This is a genomic window from Streptomyces sp. NBC_00490 (assembly GCF_036013645.1).
GTDB lineage: Bacteria > Actinomycetota > Actinomycetes > Streptomycetales > Streptomycetaceae > Streptomyces > Streptomyces canus_F.
In genome coordinates this window covers 8,564,413-8,581,303 of the sequence record NZ_CP107869.1, presented here as the reverse complement: position 1 = coordinate 8,581,303, position 16,891 = coordinate 8,564,413, and the positions used below count along the sequence as shown (strand labels likewise).

15 protein-coding genes are annotated in these 16,891 nt (G+C 70.2%); 11 read left to right on the top strand and 4 right to left on the bottom strand.

Annotated elements, in window-relative coordinates:
• Positions 1-5: 5 nt before the first annotated feature.
• Positions 6-353, top strand: a complete 348-nt coding sequence (locus tag OG381_RS39040) for a hypothetical protein (RefSeq protein WP_327720687.1) — start codon at positions 6-8, stop codon at positions 351-353.
• Positions 299-862, top strand: coding sequence for a hypothetical protein (locus tag OG381_RS39035; RefSeq protein ID WP_327720686.1), 564 nt, complete (start codon positions 299-301; stop codon positions 860-862). Before OG381_RS39040 ends, OG381_RS39035 begins: the two co-directional genes overlap by 55 nt.
• On the opposite strand, the gene OG381_RS39030 is transcribed toward OG381_RS39035, so the two are convergent.
• Positions 856-1,824: a multicopper oxidase domain-containing protein gene (locus tag OG381_RS39030; protein WP_327720685.1), complete on the bottom strand. Its 969-nt coding sequence runs from the start codon at positions 1,822-1,824 to the stop codon at positions 856-858. The two genes, OG381_RS39035 and OG381_RS39030, sit on opposite strands and share 7 nt — an antisense overlap.
• A gap of 189 nt (positions 1,825-2,013) precedes the next feature.
• Here OG381_RS39030 and OG381_RS39025 point away from each other — a divergent pair, with 189 nt between their 5' ends.
• From OG381_RS39025 to OG381_RS39015, 3 genes are all read left to right on the top strand, one after another.
• Positions 2,014-4,494: a ThuA domain-containing protein gene (locus tag OG381_RS39025; protein WP_327720684.1), complete on the top strand. Its 2,481-nt coding sequence runs from the start codon at positions 2,014-2,016 to the stop codon at positions 4,492-4,494.
• A 47-nt stretch (positions 4,495-4,541) separates the two neighbouring features.
• Positions 4,542-6,692, top strand: coding sequence for an OmpL47-type beta-barrel domain-containing protein (locus OG381_RS39020; RefSeq protein ID WP_327722673.1), 2,151 nt, complete (start codon positions 4,542-4,544; stop codon positions 6,690-6,692).
• A gap of 333 nt (positions 6,693-7,025) precedes the next feature.
• Entirely contained in the window at positions 7,026-8,156 is a 1,131-nt protein-coding gene (locus OG381_RS39015; RefSeq protein WP_327720683.1) for a class I SAM-dependent methyltransferase, read from the top strand.
• 7 nt (positions 8,157-8,163) lie between these two features.
• On the opposite strand, the gene ligD is transcribed toward OG381_RS39015, so the two are convergent.
• A complete protein-coding gene (gene ligD, locus OG381_RS39010; RefSeq protein ID WP_327720682.1) occupies positions 8,164-9,180 on the bottom strand; it encodes a non-homologous end-joining DNA ligase in 1,017 nt (338 codons plus the stop codon).
• Between the two features lie 75 nt (positions 9,181-9,255).
• Here ligD and OG381_RS39005 point away from each other — a divergent pair, with 75 nt between their 5' ends.
• Positions 9,256-10,317 carry an ATP-dependent DNA ligase gene (locus OG381_RS39005; protein ID WP_327720681.1) on the top strand — a complete coding sequence of 354 codons (1,062 nt, stop codon included), beginning with the start codon at positions 9,256-9,258 and terminating at the stop codon, positions 10,315-10,317.
• 12 nt (positions 10,318-10,329) lie between these two features.
• Here the strand turns inward: OG381_RS39005 and OG381_RS39000 are convergent, their stop codons facing one another.
• Positions 10,330-11,520, bottom strand: a complete 1,191-nt coding sequence (locus OG381_RS39000; protein WP_327720680.1) for a zinc-dependent alcohol dehydrogenase — start codon at positions 11,518-11,520, stop codon at positions 10,330-10,332.
• A gap of 229 nt (positions 11,521-11,749) precedes the next feature.
• Here OG381_RS39000 and OG381_RS38995 point away from each other — a divergent pair, with 229 nt between their 5' ends.
• A complete protein-coding gene (locus OG381_RS38995; RefSeq protein ID WP_443061969.1) occupies positions 11,750-12,754 on the top strand; it encodes a DUF3048 domain-containing protein in 1,005 nt (334 codons plus the stop codon).
• Here the strand turns inward: OG381_RS38995 and OG381_RS38990 are convergent.
• Positions 12,751-13,215, bottom strand: coding sequence for a MarR family winged helix-turn-helix transcriptional regulator (locus OG381_RS38990; protein WP_266885666.1), 465 nt, complete (start codon positions 13,213-13,215; stop codon positions 12,751-12,753). The two genes, OG381_RS38995 and OG381_RS38990, sit on opposite strands and share 4 nt — an antisense overlap.
• A 197-nt stretch (positions 13,216-13,412) precedes the next feature.
• Here OG381_RS38990 and OG381_RS38985 point away from each other — a divergent pair, with 197 nt between their 5' ends.
• The 4 genes from OG381_RS38985 to pcaH all read left to right on the top strand — a co-directional run bounded on the left by OG381_RS38985 (position 13,413) and on the right by pcaH (position 16,890).
• Positions 13,413-14,168, top strand: coding sequence for a CoA transferase subunit A (locus OG381_RS38985; RefSeq protein WP_327720678.1), 756 nt, complete (start codon positions 13,413-13,415; stop codon positions 14,166-14,168).
• A complete protein-coding gene (locus OG381_RS38980; protein ID WP_327720677.1) occupies positions 14,168-14,812 on the top strand; it encodes a CoA transferase subunit B in 645 nt (214 codons plus the stop codon). Before OG381_RS38985 ends, OG381_RS38980 begins: the two co-directional genes overlap by 1 nt.
• Positions 14,809-16,011, top strand: a complete 1,203-nt coding sequence (locus OG381_RS38975) for a thiolase family protein (RefSeq protein ID WP_327720676.1) — start codon at positions 14,809-14,811, stop codon at positions 16,009-16,011. The genes OG381_RS38980 and OG381_RS38975 overlap by 4 nt, the downstream gene beginning before the upstream one ends.
• A gap of 105 nt (positions 16,012-16,116) precedes the next feature.
• Complete coding sequence (pcaH, locus tag OG381_RS38970; protein ID WP_327720675.1) at positions 16,117-16,890, top strand: protocatechuate 3,4-dioxygenase subunit beta; 774 nt, start codon at positions 16,117-16,119, stop codon at positions 16,888-16,890.
• Position 16,891: the final 1 nt, after the last annotated feature.

Sequence of the window (16,891 nt, the reverse complement as noted above, 5' to 3'; positions counted from 1 at the left end):
GCCCCATGCCCGCTGACCGCCACCTGACCCCGTACGCGCGTCTGCCCCGCGAGTACCGCGACCGGGACGTACTGCACAGCACCGTCGACGCCTTCGGGCGTGCGCATTGGCTGCTCTGCGGCACTCGGAGCCCGCACGGTCCGTACGACGCACTCGTGGTCACGGTGGAGGGCGGCTACGCGGACGAGACGCGTCTGAGCGCGGTGGGGCCACGGCATCCGATGATCGACGCCCTGCCGGACGGCGGATTCGAGCTGGCCGATGTGCGCAGTCGCGCCGGGGACGACCAGGTACAGGTATGGGTTGCTCTGCGGGCACCTTCCGGGTGGGCGACGGCATCGAGCACTTCCTGACCGACGAGTCGGGGCACGTATGGGTCGGCCACTTCGACCAGGGCGTCCTGGGCGACCGGCTCAGCGAGCCCGGCATACGCCGGTGGAGCAGCGCGGGAAGGCCGCTGTGGGAGTACGAAGCGGCTCCCGGCGACCAGCCCGTCCTCGAGTGCTACGCCCTCAACGTCGACCATCGCGCCACCTGGGCGTACCCGTACACGGACTTCCCTCTCCTGGAAGTCCGGGACGGCCGACCGACCCGCGTCCGCACCACGCCGGTCAGGTACGCCCACGGCGTCGTCGTCCACGGCGGGCTTGTCGCCTTCTTCGGCGGCCCCGGCGACGTACACGACCGGCTCGTCACCGGCCGGCTCACCGCGAGCACGGTCGAGACCCTGGAGACGACCCGGCTCACCCGCCCGGACGGCACCCGCCTCGGAAGCCGCCGTGTCGTCTGCCGCGGCCCCCGCCTCTACCTCCAGGAGCACCCCGGCACGGAATGGACCCTGTTCGACCTCGCGCGTCAGTGATCGTGCTCGTGCGGCTCGTACCCCGGGATCGTGCCGTCCGTCTTCTTCACCAGGAACAGCCCGACCATCCCCATGTCGGAGTGGCTCTGGACGTGGCAGTGGTACATCCACGCGCCCGCCCCGACGCCCTCCCCCGCGATGACCTGGAAGCCGAAGGAGTCCGCGGGGCCCACGATCTTGTTGTCGATGACCTGGCTCGGGTCGTCGGGGCCGGTGAGCATGCCCGTGCGGTTGTCGGCCCAGCGGTGACCGTGCATGTGGAACGTGTGGTAGTACTCGCCGTGCGTGATCATCACGAACTCGACGCGATCGCCCACCGTGGCCTCGAAGTTGGGCCCGGAGTGCGCCGGCTTGTTGTTGATGAGCATGTCGTTGAAGACGATCGTGTACGTCTTGTCCGGGAGGACGTCGCCCTTGCGCCGCACGATCACCGGACCGTAGAGGCCCTTGCGGATACCGACCGTGCCGTGCTCGGTCCCCACCACGTGGTCGTGGTAATGCCAGTAGCCCGCGCTGCCCGCCCGCCAGGTGCCGTCCTTGCGGCGGCCGGGGGCGTGGGTGCGCCACGTGTAGGTGCGGGTGCCGCCGGGCTCCACATCGCTCTTGTTCAACTTGGTTCCGTCGCTGGTGATTTCGTAGTCGAGGCCGTGGACGTGGAGGCTCGCCGCGATGTCCATGGTGTTCTCGAACTCGATGTGCAGCGTGTCGCCCTCGTTGAGTTCGATGAGCGGGCCGGGGATCGTCGCCTTGCCCTTCTCGAAGCCGTAGCCCAGCTGCCCGTCCGCGAGCTTCTCGGCGTACAGCTTGATGCGTCTCACCTCGCCCCCGGCCGGTGCGGTCCTGGCCGGCCCGTCGGCGCTCGCGGCGTCCGGCGCCAGCGACAACGATGTCGCGACGGCTCCGCTGCCCACGACGGCCGCGCCGCCCAGCAGTACTCGTCGGTTGAACCCGCGTCTGTCCACGTGGAACTCCCCACCCTGATACGGAACTTGCGGAGACGTACCTGTGATGAACCTGTGAGACGGTACCGGCCGTTCCGCTGTTTTTCCACGCTCAGGACAAAGTTGACCCCAACTCGGTCATAGGTATTGGCGAGTTGCGCAAAGAGGTCTAGCTTCCATCGCGCTGTTGCTGTGACCGAGGAGGTGCCCATGCACTTACGAGGACTGAGCGCGAGAAGACGGGTCGGCGTGGCGGGCGTGACCGCCGGGATCGTCGTCGCCGGACTGCTGTCGGGTCCCGCCGCCAGCGCGCGTCCGGCCCCGGAACCACCCCTGACAACGATGTCCGTGAAGTCGCCGCCAGGCGGCGCGAATGTACGCGTACTGGTCTTCTACGGTTCCGCGGCGGCCGGGGAGGAGTCGCCGGTCGTGAACGCGGGGATCGAGACGATCGAGAAGATCGGCCTGTCCGGGCCGACGGAGCAGCGGTTCACGACGGTGGCCACCGACGACGCCTCGGTGTTCACCGACGAGACGAAGCTCGGGCGGTACAACGCGATCGTCTTCCTGACCGGCGGCGGTGACATCCTCGATCCGGAGCAGGAGGCCGGTCTGGAGGCCTACATGGAGGCGGGCGGCGGTTTCGTCGGCGTCCATGACGCGGCGCGCGCCGAGCCGTACTCGGACTGGTTCACCGGACTGGTCGGCGCCCGCCCGGCGGCCTCCAGCCCAACCGCCGTACAACGGGCCGTCGTCGAGGTCGGGGACCGTCGGCATCCGGCGACCAAGGATCTGCCCGTGCAGTGGAAGCGGCCCGACCAGTGGTTCAACTGGGCCAGGAACCCGTCGGGTGAGGTCCACACCGTGGCCCGGGTCCGCGAGTCGACGTATCAGCCGGGAGCGGGCAAGAACGGCTGGGACCACCCGGTGAGCTGGTGCCGTGACTACGACGGCGGCCGTTCCTTCTACACCGGCATGGGCGGCACGGTGTCGTCGTACGACGAGAGCGACTTCCGTACGCATCTGCGCGGCGCCCTGTTGTGGACCTCGCGGCTGGTGCAGGCCGACTGCAAGGCGACCATCACCGGCAACTACAAGGCGGAGCGCCTCACCCAGCCCAACCAGGCGGGGCAGAACGACCAGATCGGCGAGCCGCACGGCCTGGTCACCGCGCCCGACGGCCGGGTGCTCTACATCGGCCGGGGCGGCGCGGACTCCTCGCAGCCCGTGATCACCGACTGGAACAACCCCGACATCGGCAAGGGCCGGGGCGAGATCCATGTCTACGACCCGAAGACCAAAAAGGTCACCCTCGCGGGGGCGTTGACGGTCTTCGGCAACAAGGGCGGCGGCGACGAGCTGGTCAAGGTCGAGGAGGGGCTCCTCGGCATCGAGCTCGATCCGCGGTTCGAGAACAACGGGTGGGTGTATCTGCACTACACACCGCACGCGCAGATCAACCGCGAGACGCGCATGGCCGAGCGCCGGGTCTCCCGGTTCACGCTCGACCTGGCGAGCAACAAGCTGGACCTGGGCAGCGAGAAGGTGCTGCTGAAGTGGCCGGTGCAGATCCACAGTTGCTGCCACGCGGGCGGCGGGATGACCTGGGACTCGAAGGGCAACCTGTACATCGCGACCGGCGACAACAACTCCAGTGGCTTCAGCGGTGGTTACTCCGGCAACAACCCGGAGCCGAACTACAAGGGCGTCTCCTTCGCCGACGCGCGGCGCACCGCCGGCAACACCCACAACCTCAACGGCAAGATCCTGCGCATCCACCCGGAGCCGGACGGGACGTACACGCTGCCCGCCGGGAACCTCTTCACCGGGCAGGAGACCGACGAGGGCGGCGGCAAGACCCGCGGCGAGATCTATGTGATGGGGGTCAGGAACCCCGCCCGTATCTTCGTCGACCAGAAGACCGACATCCTGTACGCCGGCTGGGTCGGCCCTGACGCCTCGGCGCCCTCGACGACCTGGGGTCCGGCCAAGTACGACACGTTCGCCGTCATCACCAAGGCGAGCAACCGGGGCTGGCCGTACTGCATGGGCAACAAGCAGCCCTACCGCGACCGCAACCTGCCCGACCCGACGAAGCCGCTGGGCTGGTACGACTGCGACCACCCGAAGAACGAGTCCCCGAACAACGACGGCCTCGTCAACCTTCCGCCGGTCACCGGCAACAACATCTGGTACTCGCCCCAGGGCGGCGCACCGGACTTCCCGCGCGACGCGAACGGCATCCCCTCCTACAAGCAGGAGGAGTCGACGTATCTGCTGCCGTGGCTGAAGGGCGGCGGACAGGCCGCGATGAACGGACCGGTCTACCGCTACGACACGGCGAGCGCCAGCGAGGTCAAGTGGCCCGCGTACTGGGACGGCAAGTGGTTCGTCGGTGACTTCTACGACGCCGACCAGCCGCGCAACGCCGTCATCACCGACCCGAAGACGCACGGGGACGGCGGGCTGCCCGTGCACTCCGAGTCGTTGAAGAAGATCGTGCCCATCGGCAACGACGGCATCAAGAACCTCATGGACTGGAAGTTCGGTCCGGACGGCTCGCTGTATGTGCTCGACTACGGTCGCGGCTTCTTCACCTCGGACGCCAAGTCGGCGCTGTGGCAGGTCACTTACAAGGGCGGCGGTCCCACTCCGGCCGCCGGTCAGCTGGCGAGGGGGGCCGCTCGGTGACACAGCGACGAAGAATCTGGACGGCCCTGCTGGCCGCCGTACTGATCATGCTCGGGCTGCAGTCGGCACCCGTCTCCGCCCAGCAGCCCGTGGCGCAGGCTGCCGCCGCCCAGACACTCACCTGGACGGCCGGCGACGACATCACCAAGTACACGTCGGCGCCGACGACCGCGGTGGCGGGTCAGGCGACGATCGTCTTCGAGAACAGCGTGACGACCGGCAACACCACCGGCATGCCGCACACGTTGACGTTCGTGACCTCGGACCCCGAGTTCAACAGCGATGTGCAACTCAACATCCTCGCCAACCCGAACGACGACATGGGCGGCCGCCACACCGCCGAGGTCACCCTCACCCCGGGCCGCTACTTCTACCACTGCACGATCCCGGGCCACGGACAGATGCAGGGCATCCTCGTGGTGAGCGAGGGCACCGGCGAGGACACCACCCCGCCCACGACGGCGGCGCAGGTGACCGGGACACAGAACGCGCAGGGCGAGTACGTCGGCTCGGCGAGTGTCGCGATCAGCGCGACGGACAACGAGGGCGGGTCCGGGGTCGACGGCATCCAGTACGCGGTCGGCGATTCGGGTGACTGGCTGCCGTACACCACCCCGGTCGTCGTCGACCAGGTCGGCAGTCACCAGATCCGGTACCGGGCGCTCGACAAGGCGGGCAACGTCGCCGCCGAGAAGAGCGTCCGGTTCACGGTGGTCCCGCCGCCCTCCGACGACACCGCTCCCCCGGACACCTCGGCGACGGTGACCGGCGAGCGGAACGCGGACGGGGCGTATCTCGACATGGCGACGGTGACCGTGTCCGCCTCGGACACCGGCTCCGGCGTCAACACCATCGAGTACGCCGTCGGCGACGGTGCCTGGCAGGCGTACACCGCGCCCGTGATGGTGCATCAGCTCGGCACCCACACCGTGCGCTACCGGGCCACCGACAAGGCGGGCAACGTCGCCGCCGAGAAGAGCGTCCGGTTCACGGTCGTCGCGACACCCACCCCGGACACCACACCGCCGGTGACGGGGGTGACGGTCGAGGGCACGAAGAACGCGGCCGGGGCCTATGTCGGCACCGCCAGGGTGAGCGTGAGCGCGACGGACGAGCACGGTTCCGGTGTCGACCGGATCGAGTACTCGATCGACGGTGGACCGTACATCGCCTACACCACACCGGTGGTCGTCGACCGTGCCGGCACCCACACCCTCGCCTACCGGGCCACCGACAAGGCCGGCAACACCGCCGCCGCTCGCACGGTGACCTTCACCGTCGTCTCCAGCCAGGTCCCCGCCCCCAACTGCCCGGAGTTCGACGAGCGGTTGACGGTGATCGTCGGCGAGGTCGACTCGGGGGTTCCCAACCGGCTCACCAACAGCCGGTGCCGTATCAACGAGTTGATTGAGGACGAGAAGGAGTGGACCTCCCACGCGCTGTTCGTCAAGCACGTGAAGACGGTCCTCGACAAGCTCCTCAAGGAAGGCGTCGTCGACCAGCGCGAGTACAACGCGATCCACAAGGCCGCCCGGCAGTCCGGGATCGGCACGCCCGGGCAGACCGAGGGCTATCGGACCATCCTCGACGGCACCGCCGCGTCGTTCGCCAAGTGGCAGCAGGTGGGCGGCGGTTCGTTCGGGCTGAACGCCGACGGCTCGATCACCTCCGGCACAACCAGGGACGGGCTCGGCATGCTGTGGTTCCCGGAGCGCAAGTACGGCGACTTCTCGCTGCGGCTGCAGTGGCGGGACGACGCGCCGGGCGCCGGCAACACCAACTCGGGTGTGCTCGTGCGCTTCCCGTGGATCCACGACCATCCGGAGGAGTCACGGCCGGAGTGGGTCGCCATCAAGTACGGGCACGAGGTGCAGGTCCTGGACCGGCCCGACGGCGACATGTACAAGACGGGCTCGGTCTACGGATTCGACCGCGTGGGCCTGGCCGGTGCGGGCGTGACCCAGAAGGGCACCTGGAACGACTACGAGATCCGGGTGGTCGACCAGCACTACTCGGTCTACCGCAACGGTGTGCTGATCAACGAGTTCGACAACATCGGCGGCCAGGACTTCACCCCGCCCCGCTCGGACGACCCGGGCACGGACGGGCGACGGTTCGCCTCCGGCTACCTCGGACTCCAGGTGCACGGCATCACGGACGTGGTCTCCTACCGGGACATCAGGATCAAGGAGTTGTGAGCGCCGCCCTCCGGTGATTCCCAGGGGTGCGGCCCACCGCGGTGACGGTGGGCCGCACCCCGCAAACGGTTTGCCCGGCGGCGAGGCCACGTGCGAGCCTGCTGCCGTTCCCTCCCGGCAGCCCCCACAGCCCCGACAGGACAGGTCATGACACTAGGCATGGTGCTCGGCGACGTCCCCGCTCGCGCTTCGACGCGGGAGCGGTAGCCCCGGCGCTCACCGAGAGCCCACCTGCCCTTTCACCCGCGGCCACGCCATCGCGTCGGCCGCTTCTCGTGCTCCTCGTCGAAGTGCTCTTCGTGTATCCGCACGTTCGACCACGAGGAGTTCACCGTGTCCACCGTCTCCTGGACCGAGCCCCGCACCGACACCGTCCGACACGCCCGCTGGCACTCCGAGAGCGCGGCCCCCGCCCCTCGACGCGTCCTCGTCGCCGACGACCGCCTGCGCGCCGACACCGCCCACCGTCTGGCCTGCGAGGGCACCGCGCTGCTCTGGCAGGGCGACTTCCACCACGCGCGCCGCCTCCTGGAGGCCGTCGGCCGTCGCGTCGACCGCAAGCCGCCACGGCCCGGCGCCGGCCCGAGCGAGTCCTTCCACCTGTACCGCAGGGCCCGTGGCCACCGTGCCCGGGTCCTGGGCCGCCTGGTGGTGCTGCTGGCGGACGACCACACTCTGGCCCTGCGCAGGGCCCCGGACGTCCGCGAGGCATGCGCCGCCGCCTACGGTCCGCCCCGCGGCCCCGTGGTCGTCTCCCTCCGGGAGTTGCTGGGCGTGCTCGGCGCCCACGAGTGGCGCCGCAAGGGCGTCGAGGTGCCCGCCCTCGGCGGCGCCCGCGTCCACCCCCACTACGGCGTGTTCTCCCCGGTCAGGGGCGAGTACGTGGACCTCGTCGCGACGGCGCCCCTCCCCGGGCCGGCTCTCCGCACCGCGTTCGACCTGGGCACCGGGACGGGAGTGCTCGCCGCCGTGCTGGCCCGCCGGGGAGTCGGCCGCGTCACGGCCACCGACATCAGCCCGCGCGCCCTGGAATGCGCCCGTGAGAACGCCCGACGGCTGGGCCTTGCCGAGCGCGTCGAGGTGACGGGTCCGGGACTGTTCCCCGAAGGGCGCGCCGACCTCGTCGTCTGCAACCCGCCCTGGCTACCGGCCCGGCCGTCCTCCGCACTGGAACAGGGCGTGTACGACCCGGGCGGCACCATGCTCCACGGCTTCCTGGACGGACTGGCCGGCCATCTCGCGCCGGGCGGCGAGGGCTGGCTGGTCCTGTCGGACCTGGCCGAGCATCTCGGGCTTCGCTCACGCGGCGAGCTGCTGTCGGCGATCGACGGCGCGGGGCTGCGGGTACGCGGGAGGATCGACACCAGGCCGCGTCACCGCCGCGCGACGGACCCCGGTGATCCCCTCCACGCGGCCCGCGCCAGGGAGACGACCTCGCTGTGGCGGCTGGCCGCCCGCGGCTGACGCGCCGTCACGTGTCGTCGTGCTTGGCCCGGCTCGGCTGTACCCGCTTGGGCTCTCCCGGCATCTTCGGATACTCGGGCGGGTACGGCAGGTCGGCCAGACCGTGGTCGTGTTCGTCCTGGCGTGCCAGTTCCAGCAGCGCGTCGAGCGAGAAGGCGTGATCGTCCATGTCCGCGTGCACATCGCCGAGTTCGGCGAAGCGCGCGGGCATGGTCGCGAGGTCGAAGTCGCGCGGGTGCGCCTCGCCGACCTCGTCCCAGCGCAGGGGTGCGGAGACCGGGGCGTGCGGGCGGGGCCGTACGGAATAGGCGGAGGCGATGGTGCGGTCCCTGGCGGTCTGGTTGTAGTCGATGAAGATGCGCTCGCCGCGCTCCTCCTTCCACCACTTGATCGTCACCTGGTCCGGCATCCGCCGTTCCATCTCCCGGCCCACCGCGATCGCGGCCCTGCGGACCTCCGTGAAGGTCCAGCGGGGTTCGATCGGCACGAACACATGCAGGCCCCGCCCGCCGGACGTCTTCGGCCAGCCGCGCAGTCCGCCGAACTCCTCCAGCACGGCGCGGAGTTCGCCCGCCGCGCGCACGGCGTCGTCGTAGTCCGTGCCGGGCTGCGGATCGAGGTCGAGGCGGAGTTCGTCGGGCCGGTCGACGTCGTCGCGCCGTACCGGCCAGGGGTGGAAGGTGAGCGTGCCGTACTGGGCGGCCCACAGGACGGCGGCCTCCTCGGTGGGGCACATCTCGTCGGCGCTGCGGCCGCTGGGGAAGGTGATGTGGGCGGTCGGGATCCAGTCGGGCATGTTCTTCGGCGCGCGCTTCTGGAAGAAGGACTCGCCGCTCACGCCGTCCGGGTAGCGCTCCAGGGTGGTGGGGCGGTTGCGCAGGGCGCGCAGGATGCCGGGGGCGACCGCCTGGTAGTAGCGGGCCAGGTCGAGCTTGGTGAACCCGCGCTCCGGGAAGAAGATCTTGTCCGGACTGGACAGCCGGACACTCCGGCCGCCCGCCTCCAGTTCCACCGCTGCACCCATGCGAGCCACGGTAGGCGTACCACGCAAACCTCGCACACCGGGCATGTACGGCCTCATGGGCGCAGAATCGGCAGCATGGATCTGCCGGTGATGCCGCCCGTGAAGCCGATGCTCGCCAAGTCGGTGGCCAGGATCCCGCCGGGCATGCAGTACGAGGCGAAGTGGGACGGGTTCCGGGCGATCGTGTTCCGCGACGGGGCCGAGGTCGAGCTGGGCAGCCGTACCGGCAAGTCGCTGACCAGGTACTTCCCCGAGCTCGCGGCCGCCCTCCAGGAGAGGGTCCCCGAACGCTGTGTGCTGGACGGGGAGATCGTGATCGCACGGGACGGCCGCCTGGACTTCGACGCGCTCACCGAGCGCATCCACCCGGCGGCCTCCCGGGTCCGCACGCTCGCCGAGCGGACGCCGGCGTCCTTCGTCGCCTTCGACCTGCTGGCCCTCCAGGACGAGTCACTCGTGGACGTCCCGCAGAGCGACCGCAGAACGCTGCTGACCACGGCGCTGTCCGGGGCGAGAGCCCCGGTGCACGTGGCCCCCGCGACCACGGACGTCGAGGTGGCCCAGCGGTGGTTCGAGCAGTACGAGGGGGCGGGCCTCGACGGGGTCATCGCCAAGCCGCTCACCCTGCGCTACCTCCCGGACGAACGCGCCATGTTCAAGATCAAGCACGAGCGGACGGCGGACGTGGTCGTCGCCGGCTACCGCTTTCACAAGAGCGGCCCGATCGTCGGCTCACTCCTGCTCGGCCTCCACGACGACGCAGGCACCCTCCAGCACGTGGGCGTGTCGGCGGCCTTCCCGATGAAGCGACGGGCCGAGCTGGTGGCGGAACTGGAGCCGCTGCGCATGGAGGATGCCTCCGGGCACCCCTGGGCGGCCTGGTCGGACGAGGCGGCGCACGAGAGCGCCCGGCTGCCCGGGGCGCCGAGCCGCTGGTCGGGCAAGAAGGACCTGTCGTGGGTGGCGATCCGGCCGGAACGCGTGGCCGAGGTGGCGTACGACCACATGGAGAACGGCGTCCGGTTCCGGCACACGGCCCGCTTCCGCCGCTGGCGGCCGGACCGTGAGCCGGAGAGCTGCACCTACGCGCAGCTGGAGGAGCCCGTCAGGTACGACCTGAACGAGATCCTGCGCTGACGCACAGGGCACCTAGGGCCGCATCAGCACCTTCACCGCGCCGTCCTGCTTCTTCTGGAACATCTCGTACGCGTGCGGGGCGTCCGACAGCGGCACATGGTGGGTGGCGAAGTCGTCGACGCCGAGCGGGTCCTCGTCGGTCAGGTACGGGATGATCTCGTCGCTCCAGCGCCGCACGTTGGCCTGGCCCATCCGGATCTGGAGCTGCTTGTCGAACATGGTGAGCATGGGCAGCGGGTCGGCCATGCCGCCGTAGACACCGGACAGGGAGATCGTGCCGCCACGGCGTACCAGCTCGATGGCCGTGTGCAGGGCGGCGAGCCGGTCGACGCTGAACCGCTCCGCGAACGGTCCGCTGATCCGGCGCGGCAGCAGGGCGGAGGCCGTCTGGGCCAGCCGGGCGACCGCACTGCCGTGGGCCTCGGTGCCCACGGCGTCGATCACCGCGTCGGGGCCCCGGCCGTCGGTCTCGTCACGGATGGCCTGGACGAGCTCCTTCTCGCTGTCGAAGCTCCTCAGGTCGTACGTCTGCACACCACGCGCGCGTGCCCGGCGCAGCCGCTCGCTCACCAGGTCCACCCCGAACACCTGTCCCGCGCCCCGCACCTGGGCGATACGGCAGGCCATGTCGCCGATGGGTCCGAGACCGAGCACGGCGACGCTGCCGCCTTCGGGGACGTCCGCGTAGGCGACGGCCTGCCAGGCGGTGGGCAGCACGTCGGAGAGGTAGACGAACCGGTCGTCCGCCGGGCCCTCGGGCACCTTGATGGGGCCGTACTGGGCCTGCGGGACCCGCAGGTACTCGGCCTGGCCGCCGGGGACCGCGCCGTAGAGACGGGTGTAGCCGAACAGGGCCGCACCCATGCCCTCGCTGGTGACCTGGGTGGTCTCGCACTGGGTCGGCAGCGAGTTGAGGCACATCCAGCAGTTGCCGCAGGCGATCTGGAACGGCACCACGACCCGGTCGCCCGCCTTCAGATCCGGGACCGCCGCACCCACCTCCTCGACGATGCCCATCGGTTCGTGTCCGAGGATGTCGCCCGGCGTCATGAACGGGGTGAGCACCTCGTACAGATGCAGGTCCGAGCCGCACAGCCCGGTGGAGGTGACGCGGATGACCGCGTCCGTGGGTTCCTGGATCCCCGGATCGGGCACATTCTCCACCCGTACGTCCCGCTTGCCCTGCCAGGTCACTGCCTTCATCACGCCACTCCCTTCGGGCTCTGCGCAGGCGCCCCGGGTACCCGGGGCGCCTGCGCCGAACCGCGCTGTGGGCCGCTCGGCGTAGCGACGCGCTCCTCGGAGGTACTCACCTCGACCGATCAAATCCCACCGGGTATGGCCATCAATGAACACATAAGCGCACAATCAGTGAAACGAGACTTGGGTGGCGACGGTGGGCATGGGACGAAGGGCGCGCAAGAGACGCGCCATGACTACGGCGGCGTTCCTGGCCGCCGCACTGACGATTTCCCTGGCGGCGGGCTGCACGGGCACCAGCAAGCCCGGCCGGGCCGACGACGGGCGAGGAACGGACCAGACGCAGGACCAGGACGAGAACCAGGACCAGGACCCGAGCCAAGAGCCGTCGCAGAGCGGGCTGACCGGGGAGTCGGCGCTCGCCGTGAAGATCGACAACGCACGGGCGGCCCGCCCGCACACGGGCACCGATTCCGCGGACATCATCTACGCCGAGCAGGTCGAGGGCGGACTGAGCCGGCTGATGGCGGTGTACGCGACCAAGCTCCCCAAGGTCATCGGGCCGGTGCGCAGCGCCCGGGAGTCCGATCTGGAGCTGCTGCGCCAGTTCGACCACCCGACGCTCGCCTTCTCCGGCGCCCAGGGGAAGCTGATGCCGCTGATCGACAAGGCGCCGCTGAACCCGCAGACACCCGAGAAGACGTCCGGCGCCTACTTCCGGGGCACCGACAAGCCCTCCCCGCACAACCTCTATCTGCGCCCGGACCGGCTGATGCCCTCGGTCCCTGGCGCGGACGCCCTGACCACCGGCTTCACCTATGGGGCCGCCCCGTCGTCCGGCGGGACGAAGGACACCTCGGAGACCGTGCGCTACCCGGCGGCCGCCTTCCGGTTCACCTGGTCCTCGAGCCGGGACCGCTATCTGGTCTCGATGGACGGCACACCGACCGTGACGACCGCCGGCAAGCGGCTCGCCCCGGCGACGGTCGTCGTGCAGTACGTGAAGATCCGCAAGTCCGACTTCTACGACTTCCTCGGCAACAACACGCCGTACACCGAGACGGTGGGGTCCGGGAAGGCGAAGGTGCTGCGCGGCGGGAAGGCGTACACCGTCGACTGGAAGCGCGAGAAGGCGACGGACGGTACGACGTTCACGACAAGTGACGGCGACCCGGTGAACTTCGCCAAGGGCCAGGTCTGGGTGCTCTTCGCCAAGGCCCAGGCCGACAGGGCCTAGCGCTGGGCGACGAGGGGTTCCGCGGGGTTGCGGAGCCCCTCGGCCGCGTCCGAGACCCGCTGGATCAGTTCGAAGAAGACGGACTGCTCCTCGGCGGAGAGCGGGGCCAGGAAGACCTGGTTCATCCGGGCCGTGCGCACGGTCAGCTTGCGGTGGGTGCGCAGCCCGTCGTCGGTGAGGCGCAGCAGGAACCGCCGGCCGTCCTGCGGATCACGCACCTTGTCGACCAGCCCTCGACGGCCGAGGCGGCTGATCACCTCGGCGATGGTGGACCGGTCCAGACCCACCCGCTCGCCCACCGTGCGCTGGTCGAGGCCCGGCTCGGCGACGAGCGCGTTGAGGACCGCGAACTGCGGCGAGGTGATCTCCTCCGAGACCATCGTGTTCCAGAGGAGGTAGTGCGCCTGCTGGAGCCGCCGGGCCAGGTGCCCGGGGTGGGTGGTGAGGTCCACCGCGGCCATGTGCGCTCCCTGAAGGTCGGATTCGTAAGTGCACTGAACGATACCGGGCGGGGGCGCGCACTGTCTGCAACGTCGCACACCGTTGTGACCTCACACTTCTCAGAGGTCTTGACGTCGCCACCGTCCGGTGACAGCGTGAAGGAAACTTCACCGAAATACTCAGTGCCCTGATTAATCAGCGGGATGGAGCTTCACGCATGGACAAGGTGGTCGCCACCGCCGCCGAGGCGGTGGCCGATGTGCCGGACGGCGCGACACTCGCCGTCGGCGGCTTCGGACTCAGCGGTGTGCCGAACGTGCTGATCCAGGCCCTGTACGAGCGTGAGGTCAGCGGCCTCGGCGTGGTCTCCAACAACTGCGGCGCCATGGAGTCCGGGCTCGCGGTCCTGCTCGCCGCCGGCCGGATCGCCCGGGTGACCGGCTCCTACATCGGGGCCAACAAGGAGTTCGCGCGCCAGTACCTGTCCGGTGAGCTCGAGGTCGAGATGATCCCCCAGGGCACGCTCGCCGAGCGGCTGCGCGCAGGCGGCGCGGGCATCCCCGCGTTCTTCACCCCGGCGGGGGTGGGCACCCAGGTCGCCGAGGGCGGACTGCCGTGGCGCTACGACGGTGAGGGCGGCGTCGCGCTCGCCTCGCCGCCGAAGGAGGTGCGGGAGTTCGACGGCACCGAGTACGTGCTGGAGCGCGGCATCCGCACCGACTTCGCGCTGGTGCGGGCGGCCAGGGGCGACCGGCACGGGAACCTCGTCTTCAACAAGTCCACGCGCAACTTCAACCCCCTCGCGGCGATGGCGGGGCGGGTGACGATCGCCGAGGTCGAGGAACTCGTCGAGCCCGGCGAGATCGAACCGGACGCGGTGCATCTGCCGGGGATCTTCGTGCAGCGGGTGGTGGCACTGACTCCGGGGCAGGCCACCGACAAGCGGATCGAGCAGCGGACGGTGAGTGCGTGATGGCCTGGACACGTGAGCAGATGGCCGCGCGCGCGGCGCGCGAGCTTCAGGACGGGCAGTACGTCAACCTCGGCATCGGCCTGCCCACGCTGATCCCCAACTACCTCCCGGCCGGCGTCGAGGTGATCCTGGAGTCCGAGAACGGCATCCTGGGCACCGGCCCCTACCCGACCGAGGACCAGGTCGACCCGGACCTGATCAACGCCGGCAAGGAGACCGTCACGGTCCTGCCCGGTGCCTCCTTCTTCGACTCGGCGCTGTCCTTCTCGATGATCCGCGGCGGCCACATCGACGTCGCCGTGCTGGGCGCCATGCAGGTCTCCGCCAAGGGCGACCTGGCCAACTGGGCCATCCCCGGCAAGATGATCACCGGGATCGGCGGTGCGATGGACCTCGTCCACGGCGCCCGGACCGTCATCGTGGTCATGACCCACACCGCCAAGGACGGCTCCGCGAAGATCCTCGAGGAGTGCGCGCTGCCGCTGACCGGCAAGGCGTGCGTGAACCGGATCATCACCGACCTCGGCGTGATCGACGTGACGCCGGAGGGGCTCGTGCTGACCGAGACCGCCCCCGGCGTCCCGGCCGACGAGATCATCGCCAAGACCGACGCCAAGCTGACCGTCGCGGAGGAACTGCTGTGAAGCCCGTCTACCTCGTCGACGCGGTCCGCACCCCGATCGGCCGCTACAACGGCGGCCTGTCCTCGGTGCGCCCGGACGACCTGGCCGCCCACGCCATCCGCGAACTCCTCGCCCGTACGCCCGGCCTGGACCCCTCCCGCATCGAGGACGTCTACTTCGGCAACGCCAACGGCGCCGGCGAGGAGAACCGCAACGTCGCCCGCATGGGCGCCCTGCTCGCGGGCCTGCCGACCTCGGTACCCGGCGTCACCGTCAACCGGCTGTGCGCCTCCGGTCTGGAGGCGGTGATCCAGGCGGCCCGCGCCATCGCGGTCGGGGACGCCTCCATCGCCGTGGCGGGCGGCGTGGAGTCGATGACCCGGGCGCCGTACGTCCTGCCCAAGAACGACCGGGCCTTCCCCGCCGGGCACACCGAGCTGTACTCGACCACGCTCGGCTGGCGCATGGTCAACCCGGGGATGGACCCGCGGTGGACGATCCCGCTGGGCGAGTCGGCCGAACTCATCGCCGACAAGCACAAGATCACACGTGAGCAGCAGGACGAGTTCGCGCTGGCCTCGCACCAGAAGGCGGCCAGAGCGCAGGAGGCCGGGCTCTTCGACGCCGAGCTCGCGCCCGTGTCGATCCCGCAGCGCAAGGGCGACCCGGTGGTCTTCGGCGCCGACGAGTGTGTGCGGGCCGACGCCTCCCTGGCCGCGATGGCGAAGCTCAAGCCGTCCTTCCGGCCCGACGGGGGGACGGTCACCGCGGGCAACGCGTCCCCGTTGAACGACGGTGCGGCGGCGCTGCTGCTGGTGGACGAGGAGGGCCTGCGGGCCACGGGGCGGGAGCCACTGGCCCGGGTCTCCGCGACCGGTGTGAACGCCCTCGACCCGGACTACTTCGGGCTCGCCCCCGTGGAGGCCGTGAACCGGGCACTCGCCAAGGCGGGCAAGGGGTTTGACGACCTGTCGGTCCTGGAGCTGAACGAGGCGTTCGCCGCGCAGGTGCTCGGATGCGTGGCCGAGTGGCCCGAGTTCGACCCGGCGATCCTGAACCCGCAGGGCGGTGCCATCGCCCTCGGCCATCCGCTCGGTGCGTCGGGCGCCCGCCTCGCCGGTACGGTCGCCCACCAACTTGCCCGCCAGGGCAGTGGAGTCGGTGTGGCCACGTTGTGCATCGGTGTCGGTCAAGGACTCGCTCTCGTCTTGGAGCGCTAGGCATCGATTGCGACCGCGGACCGGCTGTGGCTGGTCGCGCGGTTCCCCGCGTCCCTTCGGGGGCGCGACACCGCCCCCGAGTTTCAGAGAATCCAGGACCTCCCCATGACACTCACCCAGCACGACATCGACCAGGAGATCGCGGCCGAGCACGCCGCCTACGAGAAGCGGATCGCCGACGGCGGCCCCGTCGAGCACCAGCCGCGCCGCGACTACGCGCCGTACCGCTCCTCGGTCCTGCGCCACCCCAAGCAGCCGCCGGTCACGATCGACGTGTCCAAGGACCCGGAGCTGGTGGAGCTGCACTCCCCCGCCTTCGGCGAGCGGGACATCACCGAGATCGACAACGACCTCACCCGGCAGCACAACGGTGAGCCGATCGGTGAGCGGATCACCGTCTCCGGGCGGCTGCTCGACCGCGACGGGCGCCCGCTGCGCGGCCAGTTGGTCGAGATCTGGCAGTCCAACGCGGCCGGCCGGTACGCACATCAGCGCGAGCAGCACGACGCCCCGCTGGACCCGAACTTCACGGGCGTCGGCCGCACCCTCACCGACGCCGACGGCCACTACCACTTCACCACGATCCAGCCGGGCCCGTACCCGTGGCGTCAGCACCTCAACGCCTGGCGCCCGGCCCACATCCACTTCTCGTTCTTCGGCACGGCGTTCACCCAGCGGCTCGTGACGCAGATGTACTTCCCCGCCGACCCGCTGTTCCCGTACGACCCGATCATCCAGTCGGTGACGGACGACGCTGCCCGCCAGCGTCTCGTCGCGACGTACGACCACAACCTGTCGGTGCCGGAGTTCTCGATGGGCTACCACTGGGACGTCGTGCTCGACGGCCCGAACGCCACCTGGCTCGAAGAAGGGCGCTGAC